Origin of the sequence: Photobacterium sagamiensis, assembly GCF_050337085.1 — a bacterium.
GTDB classification, from domain to species: Bacteria; Pseudomonadota; Gammaproteobacteria; order Enterobacterales; family Vibrionaceae; genus Photobacterium; species Photobacterium sagamiensis.
Window position 1 is genome coordinate 14,285 of record NZ_JAKJSP010000059.1, and the last position, 17,827, is coordinate 32,111.

General features: G+C 49.1%; 14 protein-coding genes. 5 read left to right on the forward strand and 9 right to left on the reverse strand.

Features of this window, described 5'->3' with window-relative positions; genetic code table 11:
- Positions 1-71: 71 nt before the first annotated feature.
- Together ppnN and xni are read left to right on the forward strand one after the other, a co-directional pair.
- A complete protein-coding gene (gene ppnN, locus L4D76_RS23545) occupies positions 72-1,445 on the forward strand; it encodes a nucleotide 5'-monophosphate nucleosidase PpnN (protein WP_428443303.1) in 1,374 nt (457 codons plus the stop codon).
- Between the two features lie 97 nt (positions 1,446-1,542).
- Positions 1,543-2,316: a flap endonuclease Xni gene (xni, locus tag L4D76_RS23550; RefSeq protein WP_428443304.1), complete on the forward strand. Its 774-nt coding sequence runs from the start codon at positions 1,543-1,545 to the stop codon at positions 2,314-2,316.
- Positions 2,317-2,463: 147 nt separating this feature from the next.
- Here the strand turns inward: xni and rlmM are convergent, their stop codons facing one another.
- Genes rlmM through L4D76_RS23570 form a run of 4 tightly spaced genes read right to left on the reverse strand, consistent with a single transcriptional unit; the run spans position 2,464 to position 5,531 of the window.
- Positions 2,464-3,546, reverse strand: a complete 1,083-nt coding sequence (rlmM, locus tag L4D76_RS23555) for a 23S rRNA (cytidine(2498)-2'-O)-methyltransferase RlmM (protein WP_428443305.1) — start codon at positions 3,544-3,546, stop codon at positions 2,464-2,466.
- A gap of 9 nt (positions 3,547-3,555) precedes the next feature.
- Positions 3,556-3,882 (reverse strand): DUF423 domain-containing protein, encoded by a 327-nt coding sequence (locus L4D76_RS23560; RefSeq protein WP_428443324.1) that lies wholly within the window; start codon positions 3,880-3,882, stop codon positions 3,556-3,558.
- A 37-nt stretch (positions 3,883-3,919) separates the two neighbouring features.
- On the reverse strand, positions 3,920-4,630 hold the full coding sequence (locus tag L4D76_RS23565; RefSeq protein WP_428443306.1) for an alpha/beta family hydrolase: 711 nt from the start codon (positions 4,628-4,630) through the stop codon (positions 3,920-3,922).
- Entirely contained in the window at positions 4,623-5,531 is a 909-nt protein-coding gene (locus L4D76_RS23570; protein ID WP_428443307.1) for a transcriptional regulator GcvA, read from the reverse strand. The genes L4D76_RS23565 and L4D76_RS23570 overlap by 8 nt, the downstream gene beginning before the upstream one ends.
- 420 nt (positions 5,532-5,951) lie before the next feature.
- Here L4D76_RS23570 and csdA point away from each other — a divergent pair, with 420 nt between their 5' ends.
- Both csdA and csdE read left to right on the forward strand, forming a co-directional pair.
- Complete coding sequence (gene csdA / locus L4D76_RS23575) at positions 5,952-7,172, forward strand: cysteine desulfurase CsdA (RefSeq protein WP_428443308.1); 1,221 nt, start codon at positions 5,952-5,954, stop codon at positions 7,170-7,172.
- An 8-nt stretch (positions 7,173-7,180) separates the two neighbouring features.
- Entirely contained in the window at positions 7,181-7,618 is a 438-nt protein-coding gene (gene csdE / locus L4D76_RS23580) for a cysteine desulfurase sulfur acceptor subunit CsdE (RefSeq protein WP_428443309.1), read from the forward strand.
- Between the two features lie 69 nt (positions 7,619-7,687).
- On the opposite strand, the gene tcdA is transcribed toward csdE, so the two are convergent.
- The 3 genes from tcdA to L4D76_RS23595 form a co-directional block, all read right to left on the reverse strand.
- On the reverse strand, positions 7,688-8,497 hold the full coding sequence (gene tcdA, locus L4D76_RS23585; RefSeq protein ID WP_428443310.1) for a tRNA cyclic N6-threonylcarbamoyladenosine(37) synthase TcdA: 810 nt from the start codon (positions 8,495-8,497) through the stop codon (positions 7,688-7,690).
- Positions 8,498-8,598: 101 nt separating this feature from the next.
- Positions 8,599-9,699 (reverse strand): murein transglycosylase A, encoded by a 1,101-nt coding sequence (mltA, locus tag L4D76_RS23590; RefSeq protein WP_428443311.1) that lies wholly within the window; start codon positions 9,697-9,699, stop codon positions 8,599-8,601.
- A 201-nt stretch (positions 9,700-9,900) separates the two neighbouring features.
- Positions 9,901-10,269, reverse strand: coding sequence for a DUF2850 domain-containing protein (locus L4D76_RS23595; RefSeq protein WP_428443312.1), 369 nt, complete (start codon positions 10,267-10,269; stop codon positions 9,901-9,903).
- Positions 10,270-10,450: 181 nt separating this feature from the next.
- Here L4D76_RS23595 and argA point away from each other — a divergent pair, with 181 nt between their 5' ends.
- On the forward strand, positions 10,451-11,776 hold the full coding sequence (gene argA, locus L4D76_RS23600) for an amino-acid N-acetyltransferase (RefSeq protein WP_428443313.1): 1,326 nt from the start codon (positions 10,451-10,453) through the stop codon (positions 11,774-11,776).
- A 74-nt stretch (positions 11,777-11,850) separates the two neighbouring features.
- On the opposite strand, the gene recD is transcribed toward argA, so the two are convergent.
- Together recD and recB are read right to left on the reverse strand one after the other, a co-directional pair.
- A complete protein-coding gene (gene recD, locus L4D76_RS23605; protein ID WP_428443314.1) occupies positions 11,851-13,935 on the reverse strand; it encodes an exodeoxyribonuclease V subunit alpha in 2,085 nt (694 codons plus the stop codon).
- Positions 13,928-17,506, reverse strand: coding sequence for an exodeoxyribonuclease V subunit beta (gene recB / locus L4D76_RS23610; RefSeq protein ID WP_428443325.1), 3,579 nt, complete (start codon positions 17,504-17,506; stop codon positions 13,928-13,930). Before recB ends, recD begins: the two co-directional genes overlap by 8 nt.
- Positions 17,507-17,827: the final 321 nt, after the last annotated feature.

Consider the following 17,827-nt stretch of genomic DNA (forward strand, 5'->3'; position numbering starts at 1 on the left):
GATTGGTATTATTCTAAGATTTTATCTTACGACGTAACCAACGCCGTTTCATCGTGACCAGGGAGGTAACTATGATTACTCATATCAGTCCAGTCGGAGCCATGGAGCTGCTTTCGCAACTCGAAGTCGATCGACTGAAAGCGACGGCATCCAGTGATCTGTATCGCTTGTATCGAAACTGTTCACTGGCAGTCTTAAACTCCGGCAGCCATACCGATAACTCAAAAGAACTGCTAGAGAAGCACAAAAGCTTTGATGTCAATGTCATGCGTCGTGAGCGTGGTATCAAGCTCGAACTGATCAATCCACCAGAACATGCCTTTGTTGATGGTCGTATTATCCGAGGTATACAGGAGCATATGTTTGCGGTACTGCGTGATATCGTCTACGTCAACATGCATGTACAGCAGCGCAATGACATCAACCTAACCAGCGCCATTCACATTACCAACTTTATATTCAGTATCTTACGTAACGCCCAGATGTTACATTCCGGCGAAGATCCTAATATCGTTGTATGCTGGGGCGGCCACTCGATCAATCCGGTCGAATATCAGTACACCCGAGAAGTGGGCCATGAACTGGGCTTGCGCGAACTGAATATCTGTACAGGCTGCGGCCCCGGTGCGATGGAAGGGCCAATGAAAGGCGCGGCTATCGGTCATGCTCAACAGCGTTATAGCAACAGTCGTTTTCTTGGCATGACCGAGCCGTCAATTATTGCCGCTGAACCACCGAATCCGATTGTTAACGAGTTAGTAATTTTTCCGGATATCGAAAAGCGTCTGGAAGGCTTTATCCGCATAGGGCACGGCATTATTATTTTCCCGGGCGGAGCAGGTACGGCAGAAGAGTTGCTCTATATTCTGGGGATTTTAATGCACCCGGAAAATGCCGATCAGCCAATGCCTTTAGTACTGACCGGACCAAAAGAAAGTGAAGCGTATTTCCGTACCCTTGATTCCTTCATCAAAGACACCTTAGGGGCAGAAGCCCAAAAACATTATCATATTATTATTGATGATCCGGAGAAAGTAGCCCAGGTCATGAAGGCATCAATGCCATTGATTAAAGAGCACCGTTTGGCAACTGGCGATGCTTACAGTTTTAATTGGTCACTGAAAATCCCACCTGAATTTCAGTTACCGTTTGAACCAACCCACGACTCAATGTCAACATTAGATCTACACACAAATCAACGTCCGGAACACCTTGCCGCCTCTTTACGACGCGCTTTTTCTGGCATTGTTGCCGGTAATGTGAAGGAAGAAGGGATCCGTGAAATTGAACGGAAAGGGCCATTTAAGATCAATGGTGATCTCACACTGATGAAACGTATGGACAAACTGTTGAAGCATTTCGTTGAACAACAACGGATGAAGCTACCTGGTACTCAGTATGAGCCTTGCTACGAGATCATCACTGCCCGGACAAACGGGAAATAATCCACACAGCGGTTACACTCTCTCGCACCTTGAGGTGGTTTGGGTATAGAATAAGGGCCTGTATCGGCCCTTATTCTTATCAAAGTCAGTCACTTTTATGTCTATCCATCTTGTTGTTATTGATGCCCTAAACCTTATTCGTCGTGTTCATGCAGCCCAACCCGGCGAGCCGGATGTACACAACACTGCCCGTGTTTGCTGCCAGGCATTAGGCAAGATCATTAAGAGCAGCACCCCTTCGCATATTGTGGCGGTATTTGACCATCATAGCGACGATCGGGGGTGGCGTGCCGAGCTCCTGCCTCACTACAAAGAAGGCCGCAAGCCGATGCCGCCTGAACTGGTTGAAGGTATGGAAGTGATACAGGATGCCTTTATGGCGATGGGGATCGACTCACTGTTATCAGATGGTGATGAAGCCGATGATTTAGTAGCCACTCTGGCACTGAAAGTCGCCGACAGAGGTGAGAATGTGACCATTATTTCAACCGATAAAGGCTACTGCCAGCTCTTGCGCCCGACATTATATGTGCGTGATTATTTCCAGCAGCGCTGGCTCGATAGCCCCTTTGTCGAAAAAGAGTATGGGGTTAAGCCAGAACAGCTTACCGACTACTGGGGCTTGGCAGGGATCAGCTCCAGTAAAATTCCCGGCATTCCCGGTATCGGCCCGAAAGCAGCCATAGAATTACTGTCACTCTACCCGAACCTTGATGCCATTATTGCCGCCGATGATCTGCAGCCTAAGTGGAAGAAAAAAGTCGATGAACACCATGATCTAGCAATCGCATCGAAACAAGTTTCCACGCTGAAAACAGATCTGCAGCTTGGCTTTAACCTGCAGGATATCCGCTACCGGCCACAACACTGATCATTACCGCTTTCATCAATATAAAAAAACGCCATCAGCGATGATGGCGTTTTTTGTATTTCAGCATTGTATATCCGAACTCACTTAACACTCGTTATACGAAATTCCCGCTTTAGCAAGAATAACGAGTATTGTTTAGTCTCAACATCAATGTGCAGAACGGTTGTCCAAACGCTGGATGTGTACCGTGATTTCTTCACGGTCATGATACAGGTGCTTCGCCTGCAGATTGAATTTCACACCATTTTGGATCAGGTAATGCTTCAGGTTTTCAATATCTTGCAGCACTTCATCGTAACGGCCTTTCATTGGCAGTTTCAGGTTGAAGATGGCTTCTTTCGCCCATGCCTTGATCAACCAATCACCCATCAGGTGAGCAACTCGTGCTGGTTTCTCAATCATGTCACAGACAATCCAGGTCACGTTCTTACGTGGCGGCTCAAACTTGAAACCATCCACTTCGTGGTGCTTAACCTGACCGGTATCCATCAGGCTCTGCGCCATCTGTCCGTTATCGATCGCATGTACAAACATCGAGCGCTTAACCAGCTGATACGTCCAGCCACCCGGGCAAGCACCCAGATCAACGCCCCACATACCGGAAGCCAGACGCTCATCCCACTCTTCGCGAGGAATAAATACGTGGAAAGCTTCTTCCAGTTTTAGCGTTGAACGGCTTGGCGCATCGGAAGGGAACTTAAGACGCGGAATACCCATAAAGAACTGCGAGTTGTTGTTGGATAGCGAGTAACCCACATAGCAGCAACCTGGTGCGATAAAACAGACATGAAGCACTGGCTTCCATCCATTATCTTTCGCATACAGCACTTCTTTTTTACGCATCGCCTGGCGTAGCGGCACCGTGAACTTACGGCAGAATTTCAACAGCTCTTTGGCTTCATTGGTATCTGGCGTTTCAATACGCAGATCACCACAACGAGGGAAATCTTTAACCGCTTCAAGGATCGGTGAAATACGATCGTCTTGAGGTAAATCCGTTAATAACGTTGTTGCCGCAAACATCTGGCGGGCAAAGATTAACGAAGAGAAAGGCTGTAGTTTAATGAATTTCTCGGCATCACCCTGCTGATGAAATTCAAACACCACGTAACCGGTATTGTTTTTCGTCCGAGGAAAACCATATAACTCCAGTTTGTTCGCTTTGTCTTGAACTTCACCGGCACATTCTTTTTCAAAGCCTGGACGACAGTACAATATAACTTGATTCACTTTGAACCCTCAAGCTGAACGCCAGGCAGCCACCGCAAGCGCTACCCAACCAATAATAAAACACGTGCCCCCCAGCGGAGTGATGGGGCCGAACCATTTAATTCCCGTCAACGCCAGCGCATACAGGCTGCCGCTAAAGAGCAAAATACCCACTGCAAAAAACAGGGCTGCGTATAATACCGCTTTTGTCGGCATAATGCGTGCCCATAATCCACATCCGACCAACGCGAGCGTGTGCCAGGCCTGATATTGTACCCCGGTTTGAAACACATCGAGTAAATAAGGTGGCAACTGAGCTTTCAGGCCGTGAGCGGCAAAGGCTCCCAACGCCACCATGACGGCACCGCTTAACGCTGCGAAAAGTAAGATAATTTTAACTGGCACCCACACATTCCTTAATAAAAGTAGCTAGCTGCTCTATCGCTAATTCGCGGTTTCCCTGCTCGGTATACCCCGACGCTTTTCGCGGCTTAAGGCTGTGGTCACCATCGGGTAAAAAACTGACAGAAACTGATTTTGCATACTGCCAACCTTCAACTTCAGCTCGGGTACCAAAGGTATCTCGCTCACCCTGCAGAATTAACGTCGGTAAAGTGGCGACTTTTAAATGCTCACCTCGAAAGTTCTCCGGCTTGCCGGGCGGGTGAAAAGGAAAACCTAAACACGCCACCCCCTGCACGTTCGCACTGCAGTTTTCCACATCCGGTGATCCAGCCGCAATGTCACTCACTATCAGGCTGGCCATTCGACCGCCCATGGATTTACCACCAATCACCAGTTTACCGTCAGCAAACTCATTGATGTACTTTTGGAAATCCAGCAACAGCTTAGGCTGGCGATCTGGCGGACGTTTTTTACCGTCTTCCCGGCGTTTGACCATGTAAGGGAAATCAAACCGTATAACGCGAATATCATGCTTTGCGACGCCTTGAGCAATAGCCGTCATATATTCGTGATCCATCCCGGCCCCGGCACCATGAGCAAATAAAAAGGTCGCTATCGCCTCTTCGCCTCGCTGGGGGCCGTCAATAAGGTATGTCGGTAATGCAGATGCTTGTTCAACATCAGGTCCCGTATTAGCCATCAGCAATGTCCTCTTGCTCGCTGGCTGCTTTTGCCAGTACCCAGTCACGGAAAGCCTGGATACGTCCGGTCTCCGCTTGTTTTTCCTGACACACTAAATAGAACGCGTTTTTACTCATCAGGATTTCATCAAATGGACATACCAGACGCCCGGCGTCTAATTCTGGTTGCGCTAACACATTATTTCCCAACGCAATGCCCTGACCGTGTACGGCGGCCTGAAGTACCATGGTTGAGTGGCTAAAAATCGGCCCATGGTTAACGTTCATACCGGAGAGTTCAAAATGGCGGACATAGCTTTTCCACTCTTTACGCGAGGTATCGTGCAACAAGGTGTGAAGCTTGAGATCATCGAGCGTTCGCAGCGGTTTGGATCCCGCGAGCAACATAGGCGAACAGACAGGCAGCAGGTATTCCTGATACAGTTTATCTGCCCGTAATCCCGGCCAATTACCACGGCCGTAATAAATCGCGACATCAACATCGTCTGTTAACGATCCTTCATCCAGATCAACGGCTTTAATTCGCACATCAATCTCGGGATGGTGCTCATTAAAATCAGCCAAACGTGGTACCAGCCACTGAATAGCAAAACTAGGAGGTAAACTAATGGTTAACGCCCCTTTTGCCCCCCGTTCAAGCACCTTATCTGTTGCATCTGAGATAGCAGAAAAAATGTCTTTTATATCGAGAAAATAGCTCTGCCCTTCCTCGGTCAGTAACAATGACCGGTTACGACGGCGGAATAATTTTAGCCCGAGAAACTCCTCAATGGCTTTAATCTGGTGGCTTACAGCCGCTTGTGTGACAAATAACTCTTCCGCTGCCCGAGTGAAACTCAAATGCCTGGCTGCAGCTTCAAAGACCTTTAGTGAATTGAGTGGTGGTAATCGTCTAGACATAGTTTTCCGGTACTGGCCAACACATTAGTTTTTTTAATGGTGAACATTATAAATTGTCCATTGTTCAAGTGCTATAGAAACCCTATGATTCTCTGCGCAACAAAGGCTTGAACATCTGATATTTTGCTCTCTAGCACTTATCGACAAGCCAATGCTGCGATGTTGTGTTTGCATATTGTCCGGGTTGTGCCGGACAGGTAGTCAATCTACCAATTTACTTCCTGTTTTTTTGACCTATCCGTCAAAGTTTTTATTGTTAGCACTGTGTCTCAACACAGTGCTTTTTTTTATTCCCGCCTTTCTGGCAACGACAAAATCACTTCTTGAGTATAATTATCTGGTGGAATAGGGATAATCACTTGCCCTCAACGCCAATAATTAGCATGATCGCCCCCTACAATTAACCCAATGTGACTCACCATGACTGCCCAATTTGATATCAACCAAATTTGCCCACAGTTTCCGGCTTTAGATCAAGACTGTAATGGTCAACCTCTGGTTTATCTTGATAGTGCCGCGACAGCCCAGAAGCCTCAGGTTGTCATTGAAACCATCCGGCAGTATTACAGTGGTCACAATGCCAATGTGCATCGTGGCAGTCATAGTCTGACGGCAACGGCGACAGCACAATTCGAACGCGCCCGCAGCACGGTGCAGCAATTTATCAATGCCCGCTTTAGCAACGAAATTATCTGGACCCGGGGTGCCACCGAAGCACTCAACCTCATAGCTCAGACCTATGCGCGCCAGAACCTGCAAGCCGGCGATGAAATTCTCGTGAGTGAACTGGAACATCACGCCAACATCGTGCCCTGGCAAATTGTCGCGGAGCAGACCGGGGCAAAGGTCGTCAAGATCCCAATGAAACCCGATTGCACGCTGGATATGGATGCCTTTCACCAGTGCTTAACCGACAACACCAAAATTGTCGCCGTCGCTCATATCACCAATGTGACAGGTACCCGTAATCCGATTGAACAAATCATAGCCGCAGCCCACCAGCAAGGTGCTGTCGTCGTCGTTGATGGCGCTCAGGGTATTGTTCATGAAACGGTTGATGTTCAGGCGATGGATGCCGACTTTTATGTCTTCTCCGGCCATAAACTCTATGCCCCTACCGGCATTGGCGTGCTCTATGGCAAGCAAGCCATTCTAGATGCCATGCCACCCTGGCACGGGGGCGGAAAAATGGTGGAAAAAGTCTCTTTTGCCGGCACCACATTTTCAGCCCTGCCGGGTAAGTTTGAAGCCGGTACCCCAAATATTGCGGGTAGCCTGGCACTGGCCACTGCGATTGACTGGTTGCAATCACTCGACCGGGAAGGTGCCGAACAACACATTCAGCGGTTACGGCAGAAGGCGATTGATGGCATCGCCGATATTGAAGATCTTCGTATTGTCGGCTTGCAACCCCATGCCAGCCTGTTTTCGTTTGTTGTCGAAGGCGTGCACCATCAAGACATTGCAACCTTATTGGATCAACAAGGTATCGCCCTGCGAGCAGGCCACCACTGTGCCCATCCGATGCTGGATGCACTAGGGCTAACAGGCACTCTGCGGGTATCATTAGCCCTGTATAACACAGAACAAGACATCGAGCGCTTTATTACTGCGCTCCACAAAGCATGTAGCTTGCTATAAGGACTCTCATGACAGAAGCGACACTACCTCAACACCCATTCGGTACTGACATTACGGCTGACGATATTGTGGCGCAGATGCAAGCCGCCAAAGGCTGGGAAGACAGATACCGCAATGTCATTCAGTTAGGTAAGAAATTACCGGCATTGCCTGAAGAGTTAAAACAAGATCAGTTAAAAGTCAGCGGTTGTGAGAGTCAGGTTTGGCTAACCCATGAAGCGCAAGGCAATTGCTTTCATTTCGCGGCAGACTCTGATGCTCGTATTGTTCGCGGTCTGATCACCTTGGTACTCGCCGCGTATGAAGGAAAAACCGCCGAGGAGATCCGTGAATTTGATATCGATACGTATTTTGACCAGCTCGGTCTGATTGCTCACCTCAGCCCATCACGAGGCAATGGTTTAAAAGCCATTGTCGAGCAGATAAAAGCGTTGGCGGAAGGCTAACGCTTCTGTAAAAGCAGAGAAAAGTAGAGAGTGGCGAGAAACTAGACTCTCGCTACTCGGATCTCACGTCTACTTGCTATGCTTCTCAATCAGTTTGGCAATGATGCGCGATACCGCGACAAAGCCAAAAGTGGCCGTTACGACAGTCGACGCTCCGAAGCCGCTGGCACAGTCCATACGTTTTGGTCCATCCGCCGTGGCTTTCACATTACACACCGAGCCATCAGCCTGCGGGTACTTCAGCTGCTCAGTCGAGAACACACAGTCGATACCAAATTTACGCTTCGGGTTCTTTGGGAAGTTATGATGACGACGCAAGGTATCACGCAGCTTCTTGGCTAATGGATCCTGAATGGTTTTCGTCAGATCAGTAATTTGAATTTGCGTCGGATCCAACTGGCCACCCGCACCACCGGTGGTGATCACTTTGAACTTATTACTCTTACAATACGCCAGCAATGCCGCCTTTGGTTTCATGCTGTCTATGGCATCAAGCACATAGTCAAAACGGCTGTCGATATATTCCGGGATGTTTTCCGGCGTAATGAAGTCATCAATCAGATTCACCTGGCATTCCGGGTTGATCAACTTGATACGCTCGGCCATCACTTCAATTTTACTCTGACCAACCGTACCCGTCATCGCATGGATCTGGCGGTTGATGTTGGTAACGCACACATCATCCATATCAATCAGAGTCAGCTCGCCAATACCTGAACGTGCCAGCGCTTCCGCAGCCCAAGAGCCTACACCACCAATACCGATCACACACACGTGTGCGGCACGCAGAATTTCAACGTCACTGTTGCCATACAAACGGCGGGTGCCGCCAAAACGCTGGTTGTAATTGTCTGAGGCTGGTTTTTCTAATTTACGCATAGTAATTCACGTATAACTTTTAGTCGTTCAGATAAAGAATGAGCGCGTTTTATACGCGCTCTGATCTTGATTGTCCAGTCTCCCCTGTTCCCGGCGAGCTATTAATTCATCGCCGCCGGAGACAGCCATGGGGCTTCCGTCTCGCTACCTTGTAAGCCCAGCTTCCATACCCGACCAAAATGTTTATAGTGGCCAGCATCAGTACCCGCCTGCGCCCCCATACCATGATACAGATCGAGGTGATTTTTCTTCACCGCGCCTCCCGTATCCAGCGCCATTAATAGCTTAAGAACATGCTGGCCGTTCCAGTTACCTTCGCTGTCGAGCTGAGGCACTTCTGCCAGCAACACGCTCCCCATTGGTAAATACTCACGATCCGCTGCGACCGATGCATGTGCTAACAGCGGGATACCGGCCGTTCCCATCACATCGAGACTCTCTTGTGGCAGAAAAAATACATAAGATGGGTTTTGCTCTAACAATTCACGCACGGTGGCTTCATCTTGCAAAGAAACCCATTCTTCAATCGCCTTTAGTGACATCTTCTCACGAGGTACTTCATCGCGCTCAATCAAAATGCGACCAATACTGACATAAGGGTGGTCGTTCTTGCCTTTATAGGCGAAATACTGCAACTCATTGTTATCATCAAAGTGAACAAAACCGCTGCCCTGTACTTCCATCATAAACACATCAAGCATCGATGCACTATAGCCAAGCTCCAGCCCTTGCCCTTCCAATGCCCCCTGATAGATCTCTGCGCGGGTCGGGCAAGTCTCATCACATTTCGGCATGCCGTAAACAGGGTAATGAAAAACCTCATCAGGCTGATGGCGTAATTCTATAATGGGTGAAAAATAACCGGTGAACAGTACATTGCCATTTTCATCACCGCCCCCCATTTGCGCAATCTGAATACCATATTGACCTAACTGGCTGGGATCGCCGCTCTGCTCCGCCCAATTGTCAATCTGACGGTATAGCGCCTGATATTTGCTTGTCATCGACGAAGATCGTGCTATCACCTGCGCCATCTGTTCAGCAAACATATTGTAATCACGCGGTTTATCTGACTCTACCGTAGGCACTTGATTCAAGACCTGATCAAAATTGCCATCTACATATTGCTGACCTCGATCAGTCGGCTTAGCGCACCCTGCCAAGCCAATAATTAACATTGCGATTGTAACTTTACGAAACACGGTAGAGACCTACTATAGTTTGAAAAAGAGCCTGACGGCTGAATATGTTTGATGTTAGCAAACACTCACCTGCAGGAAAGCGTTATCTTCATGAGAAATTAACACTTTGTGTAAGGCTTTGTGTCAAGGCTTTGTTTTATTTGCGGAATAAGGTGAATAGTAACGACAGAGAAAACAACACATTACTTACTGTGCTTCCCCCTAACGGCTAAAAGTGGAAATATAATGCGCGGGCTTTTGCCGAACCAGACTCTCAGATAAATAGGTATAAAGATAAATGTCATCACCCAGGCGATACTTTAACGTACTGCCATCCCACTCAAAGTGAGTACTTACCTGACGCCCGTGAATAAACACCCCTGCCGGGCGGATCTCAAAACGGTCTGCAACATACGGAGCCACTTCCTGCTCAACCCAGGTACCATAAATTTGAGCAACCGGCTCTGACTTGAATAAGTCTGCTTTAACCAGCCCTATTACCAGTGATGCCGCAAAGATAAGTCCCGTCGAAGTGAACAACACCAGACTGAGGCTTTGTAATGTTTGTAACTTCGCTTTTTTCATCGCCATTCATAGATCATTGATAACCTCGGTAATATACCGGATCCCCGCCACCTTTCAGGAAGATATTAACGACCGATATTCAATAACGGGATCTTGTAGCAAAAAAAAATATTTCGTTACTATCTGTACAATTGGGGAAATTCATTTATTTTTTATGAATAGTTACTTACGACATGGATGTAAAATATTGAAGCTTCGTAGTACCGCCCTGGTCAAAGGCTTTCGCCAATCGGCCCCATATTTGAATGCCCACATTGGCAAGACCATTGTTATCATGCTCGGTGGTGAGGCCATCGAAGATCGTAACTTTTCTAATATTGTCAATGATATCGCACTGCTAAACAGCCTTGGGCTGCGGATTGTGGTTGTTTACGGTGCCCGTCCCCAGATCTCACATTTATTAACCAGCCAAGGGTATCCAACCCCTTATCATAATGGTGTACGGGTTACCGACGAACGGGCCTTAGAACTGGTTAAGCAGGCCGCTGGACAGCTACAGCTCGATATCACAGCCCGTTTCTCGATGGGACTAAACAATACCCCAATGGCCGGCGCACAAATTAACGTCGTCAGTGGCAACTTCATTATCGCGCAGCCACTCGGTATTGATGAAGGCGTCGATTATTGTCATAGCGGCCGTATTCGCCGGATAGATGTTGATGGCATCCACCGCCAGTTAGATCAGCGTTCCATCGTCCTGCTCGGCCCTGTCGCCAGTTCGGTGACGGGTGAATGCTTCAATCTCACCTCGGAAGAAGTTGCCACTCAATTAGCGATTCGATTAAAGGCCGATAAGTTAATTGGCTTCTGCTCTGAACAAGGGGTGCTCAGCGATGAAGGTGAAGTGGCATCTGAGCTATTACCCAATGAAGCCGTAATGGCTTTACAGCGCCTGGTGGACGCCAATGACGATGATTGTGGTACGGCACGCTTTTTACGCGGGGCGATCACCGCATGTCATGCTGGCGTTCCTCGCAGCCACCTGATCAGCTATAAAGAAGATGGCGCTCTGATCCAGGAGCTGTTCTCACTTGACGGGATTGGTACCCAAATTGTGATGGCCAGTGCCGAAAAGGTCCGCACGGCGGGCATTGACGATATTGGCGGTATCTTAGAGCTCATTTATCCGCTGGAGCAAGGAGGGATCCTGGTACGCCGCTCCCGCGAACAGCTGGAGCAGGAAATTGAGCAATTTACCATTGTTGAACGTGACGGTCTGATCATCGGTTGTGCCGCGCTCTATCCTTTCCCGGAAGAGAAGATGGCCGAAATGGCCTGTGTGGCGGTGCATCCCGATTTCAGAGACGGCGATCGTGGCGCATTGCTGCTTAACCGGCTTCGCCTGCAAGCCAAAGAGCAAGGCTTAAAACACCTGTTTGTTTTAACCACACGCAGTCTGCACTGGTTCCGTGAACAGGGCTTTATTGAAACGGATGTCGAGCAGTTACCAATGGCGAAAAAAGCGCTGTATAACTTCCAGCGCAAGTCAAAGATCTTAACGTTAACACTCTGAGCGTCCCGGGTTTCTCGATAAAAAAAACAGCCAGCATACACTGCTGGCTTGTTGTTTTTTCGCCTGAAAATCAATTAGGCCAACAACTGCGCCAATCCGCTCGCCCGCTCTGTACGTAAGCGCACAGCTCGATTGACCACATCCTGCTGAGCAAAAAGATGCAGTTTTTCTTTGGCACGGGTAACGCCGGTATAGATCAACTCACGGGTCAATATCGGACTGAAATCTGCAGGCAGTACCATCAAGGTATCAGCAAACTCCGAGCCCTGAGATTTATGGATCGTCATTGCATATACCGTCTCATGCGCAGGCAGACGGCTAGGCAGCACGCTACGTATCGAGCCGTCAGGCATCTCAAAGTAAACCCGTAAATGCGGTTTCTCAGGAGTCACCTTATGATCAACCATCGCTATACCGATATCACCGTTATACAAGCCTAAGCCATGATCATTACGGGTGATCATAACCGGGCGCCCCGCATACCAGGTCTCATCCGTCGGGCGAATTTTTCCAATACGAACCAGTTCACGTTCAATACGTTGATTTAAGCCAACCACACCGAAATCACCTTCTCGCAATGCACACAATAACCGGACTTTAGAAAAGGCTTTCAGGACCTCTTTCGGGTCTTGTTTCTGCTCAATCGCATCTAAATAATCACGATAGAAAGTCACCGTCATATTAATCATGGTCTGGTAACTTTCAGCACTCAACGGGTAGTTATTGATATCTTTAAAGCCTTGTTGGCACACTTTTTCAACATCATATGGCTTGCCTTCGTTGATGGCTTTCGCCAGCTTACCAATGCCTGATTCGGCATGAAAACGGTAGCTTTTACGCAGCATACAGAGGCTATCAGCCACTTTACTGACGGCGCCAGCCTGGATCGGCGATAAATTAAACCCCGTCAGGTGGCTCAGCAGCCGGCCTTGTTCCTGGCTGTATCCCTGGTGCGAAAAGGCACAGATATCCCCGAGTACGGCCCCCGCCTCAACCGATGCCAGCTGATCCCGATCACCGAGCAAAATCAGTTTGGCATGCGGTGGCAGGGCGTCGAGCAAACGTGCCATCATAGGCAAATCCACCATTGAGGCTTCATCAACGACCAGTACATCAAGGTGCAGCGGATTATCCCGGTGATGACGGAAGTCGACCTGATTAGGCACCGAGCCTAACAAACGATGTATGGTACTGGACTGAGTCGGAATACGCTGACGCACTTCCGGCTCAACAGATAAAGACTGTACTGCCAGACCAATCGATTCGGTTAAACGGGCAGCGGCCTTACCCGTAGGGGCAACCAGTTTAATGTTTGGTACATGTAATTCACCGTCTGGGCTGGTGTGCTGTGCCTGCTTGACCAGCGCGGCCAATAACTTTGCTACTGTCGTGGTTTTACCCGTGCCCGGCCCCCCCGAAATAACCGAAAACTGACGAGTGATCGCCGTCGCAGCTGCGACTTTTTGCCAGTTAAGGCATGCACTCTGCGGAACGAGATCATCGAGTGGGTTCAGCTCTTCCGCTCTGCCGGCCGACAGCAACACCTGATCGATGGCCGCCCAGTCGAGTTGTTCGGCGTGCACAATATCTAGCTTATCGCACACTTCATTGTGGCGACTGTCAGCACAATCTGCTTGCCGGCCCCTCCCTCTCTTCAGCTGCTGCAATGCCTGATACAAATAGGTATAGGTACGCGGAAACAACTCATCCAACACGGTCGGCATGATTGCGGCCGGCTCAATAGATTGCGCGCTTTGATGAAGCTTCTCTGCCACCAGCTTTTCAAAATTCCAGTAGCGATGTAAGTACAACCGCCCCTGTTCGAGCACTAATGGGGTGGCCTGCCGGGCACCGAATTCCGACGCATCCGATACCGCAGGCAACGACTTCAGTTCCGCGGCCCATTGTTCAGGTGCCGGTAAGCCCTCTAACAACGCCGCCGAAACTCTGAGGGGTAAGCCAAACAGTGGGTGGTTATCGATTTTATTGAGCATCAGACACACATGCCCTTTGCCTAACTCATGGCTCACTAAGGCTGCCACCAACGCCAATAGCGAAGAATGTGGCTCGGGGGTACGCTGAGCCAGAAATTTAGCAAATTGATAATCTAACGGACGCAGCACACCTTGTTTGGTGAGATCTTCTAAACGCTTAAGCATCAATCTGCTCTCCATCAATTAACAGGTCTAATTCAGCCAGCAAGGATTGGGTCGGACGCGCATAAAAAATACCGCTGTCACTGCCGGCTTCAATACCGCGTAAGAAGAGGTAATAGACCCCGCCAAAATGCGTTTCATAGTCATAGTCAGGAATGCGGCTGCGCAGAAAACGCTGCAAGGCCAACGCATAAATCTGGTATTGCAGATCGTAGCGGTGATCGCGCATGGCCCCGATCAGCTGATCCCCCCGGTAGGCATTAGGATCATCGCCCAAATGATTCGATTTCCAGTCCAGCACGTAGTATTTGCCCTGATGTTCAAACACTAAGTCAATAAAACCTTTCAGCATCCCGCTCACGGTAGCAAAACCTAACTCACCGGCCCGGGCTGAGACACTATCATGCCTGGCAATCACTTTGTTCAGCATCGCGGAAGAGAGCAATTCAATCGGCAGCAAAAACTCCATCTCCGTTAAGCGCTGGGTGGCATTTTTATCAACCAACTTAAGATCATTGCCATCCAACGGGCAATAAAGGACATCTTCAATCAGCTTCTGCAACACTGGCAGCCAAGCCGCCTCGTAATTTTCCCGCAGCAGTAACTCAGTCAGGATAGTGACGGTTTCAGGGCTATCTACCGGTGCAGTGAAGTCAATTTCTTCAAATACGGTATGTAAAAACGTACCCGGACGCGCACCGCGGGGGAAGGTATAAATGGAGTACTCAGGCTCAAGCTCAATGATCGCCTCTTCACCGTCCTGCACTTTTTCTGCCGCAGAATCGATATCAAAACCGGGCAGATCCAAGCTGCTGTCGTGATAGGCCTGATGGCCCTGTTTGACCAGGCTGGAGTAACTGGTCATCCACCAGTTACGTTCAATTCTTGCGTTAAATTCACTAGGCTGCAGTGTCGGTGCATCCTGCTCGACCGGTTGCCATTTGCTATCCGGCAAAACTGGCGGCCCGGCCACTGTGATTGCAGACTGGCTTTCAGCCAGTTTAGCCAGGGCAAGCTCCAGAGCCGCGATACTGCCTTCCTGACCATTTTGCACCAAATGCCCCATGGCAGAATGGTGCAGGCCGGTAGGCTCTTTGGTACTGCGGCCATTACGGATCGGTGCCATGCCAACATAGCAACCGTAGACCGCTCGCGTTAGCGCTACGTAGATCAAGCGTAGATCTTCCGCCAGACGTTCTTTATCGGCTTTTTCTATCGAATCATCTTGCTTAGTAATATCAAGAACGGTGATATTTGCCTGTTCATCGTGATACTTCACTTCGCTTTTCTTATCGACTTCGCGATAGCTACAGACAAACGGCAGGAATACCAGATCGTATTCCAGCCCTTTCGATTTATGGATCGTGACGATCTGAACCAGGTTCCGCTCTGACTCCAAACGTAAAACCTGATCTTCTGCATTACCGTTAGGCTCGGCAATGTGTTCGGCTAACCAGCGTAGCAGACCGTAATCACTGTCTAAGGTCTGGCTGGCTTCCTGCAGCAATTCACCAATATGCAGTAAATCAGTCAGACGCCGCTCGCCGCCCTCTTCCGCTAACAAACGTTCAGCAATGGTCGATTTAGCCATCACACTGCGCAGCATTGGCATTACACCACGGGTTAACCACAATTTACGGTAGTCTTTAAATGCATTAACGGCCGTTTCCCACTCGGTTTCATCACTATTGAGCTTGTCTAAATCGACTGCCGTTAACGCAAAAAGACTGGAAGCTAACGCCGCACGCAATGCGCGATCATCTTCTGGTGTTAATACCGCCTGCAATAAACGCTGCATATCAGCGGCTTCAGGAGTGGAAAATACACTATCGCGATTCGATAAATAGACACTGGCAATACCCTGCTCAGCCAAGGCCTGACGTACCAGTTTGCCTTCATTGCCGGTTCTGACCAGAACAGCAACATCACTCGCCTGAATGGCTTTCTTGTGACCTTTATCCTGGAAAAAGGCACTACCTTGCTGGGATTGGGTGAGAACTTTCTGGATCTGGGCTGCCGTCGCCTCGGCCATCACTTGCTGATAACTGCCTTTAGTAACGGGTTTGCCATCCAGGCTATCCTGATGCCAGAAGGTCAGCGCATGCTGAGCCTGATTATCGAGCCACCAGCTACGTTCCGGCGCTTTGGGGCTATGGTTCACCGACAGGAACTGAATGTCCTGATCGTAAATAAACGGGCTATCCGGCTGTTCAAAGACCCGATTGACCGAGGCAATCATGTCAGCCGTTGAGCGCCAGTTAGTGCCCAGGGTGTAATGATCACTGACCTGACGACGCGCTTGAATATAAGTGAAAATATCAGCACCGCGAAAAGCATAGATCGCCTGCTTAGGATCGCCGATCATAAACAAACCACACTGCGCCTGCTCTGCACTTTCGGTGGTATAGATGTTGCTGAAAATACTGTACTGGAGGGGATCGGTATCCTGGAATTCATCAATCATCGCCACGGGATACTGGCTGCGAATGCGCTCAACCAGCAGATCGTCACGATCATTATCGATCGCCGCAGATAGCTGAGTCAGCAAGTCATCGAACGATAACCAGCCTTTGCGCTCTTTGGCTTTCGCAAGCAGGACGCGGCATTCTTCTATCGCGTGAGCCATTAGGGGATCGCGCAGATTGGCCGGGTTATCCAGCAGATCAGCAACAGCAACAAACACCTCATGCTCAGGGGCGTCACCTTTTGCCGTTTTTTCGATCAGGATCTGCTGATGGAAGCGATCAAGCTTATCCGGCAAATCATAGCCCAAGGTTGGCAATGCCGCCCACAGGCTCACCTGTTCTAACCAGGTCGGCAAACTCTTTTTGGTATAGCTGCGCTTGTTCACACCGGAATTGGCTATCAATGCTTCCAGATCCGCTTCATGTTCACGCCATAACGCTTTAAAACCTTCGATACGTTCGAGGTTTGTATTGTGCAATTCCGCCAGTGAATCGGTCATCGCCTCGACGCTTAACTTCACTGGCGCTCCGGTTAAACTGCCACCAATATCTTTCAGTAACGCCGTCGGCGAAGACCATACGTCTCGTACTTCAATCGCCAGGCTATGCGGCAAATGATAGAAATTACGACGCCAGTAGTCGGCCGCGACTAAACTTTTCAGCTGGCTTTCATCGGTCACGAATTCATTATTAAAACGGCTGCCCGACTCAAAGGCATTTTGGGTCAGCATTCGCTGACAGAAACCATGAATGGTATAGATCGCCGCTTCATCCATCTGACGCTCGGCCTGCAGTAAAATCTGCGCCGCCGTCTGATGATCGCTAATTTCCTCAAGCAACGGCTGGATCACCGGATCGTGACTGACACCCCGGCTAAATGCTAATCGGGCATCATGGATTCGGGCTCGAATGCGATCTCTTAATTCGGCGGTTGCCGCTTCGGTAAAGGTTACAACCAGAATTTTATCAACGGTCAGCTCGGTGGCATGTCGCGTTTCTGCACTGCCATGGCCCAGCAGCAAACGTAAATATAAGCTGGCAATCGTAAAGGTTTTACCTGTACCCGCAGAGGCTTCGATCAAACGAGCCCCATGCAGTGGAAAAGTCATTGGCTGCAGGGTTGCTGCACCGACTGATTTCGGCRTCAAATGTGTTCCCGAGTCTGACTGCGAATTACATTCGGAGTCTTGCGTTATTGCTTGAGTCATCAGACATCACCCAGTTTGATTCAGAGACCAGATACGTTAGTGACAATGATCACATTACTTTCGTGATCCAGTGCTGGTAACGGGTTTTCAGTATCTGGAATAACATTTTATTCTATTTATGTGAGAGTTTACTCACGGTTTACCGATCATAGTTTGGTTAGTATCACGGCCAGAAACTTGGTCTACCTCTGGACCTGTGGTCGTACAGCGAACACCCTACAA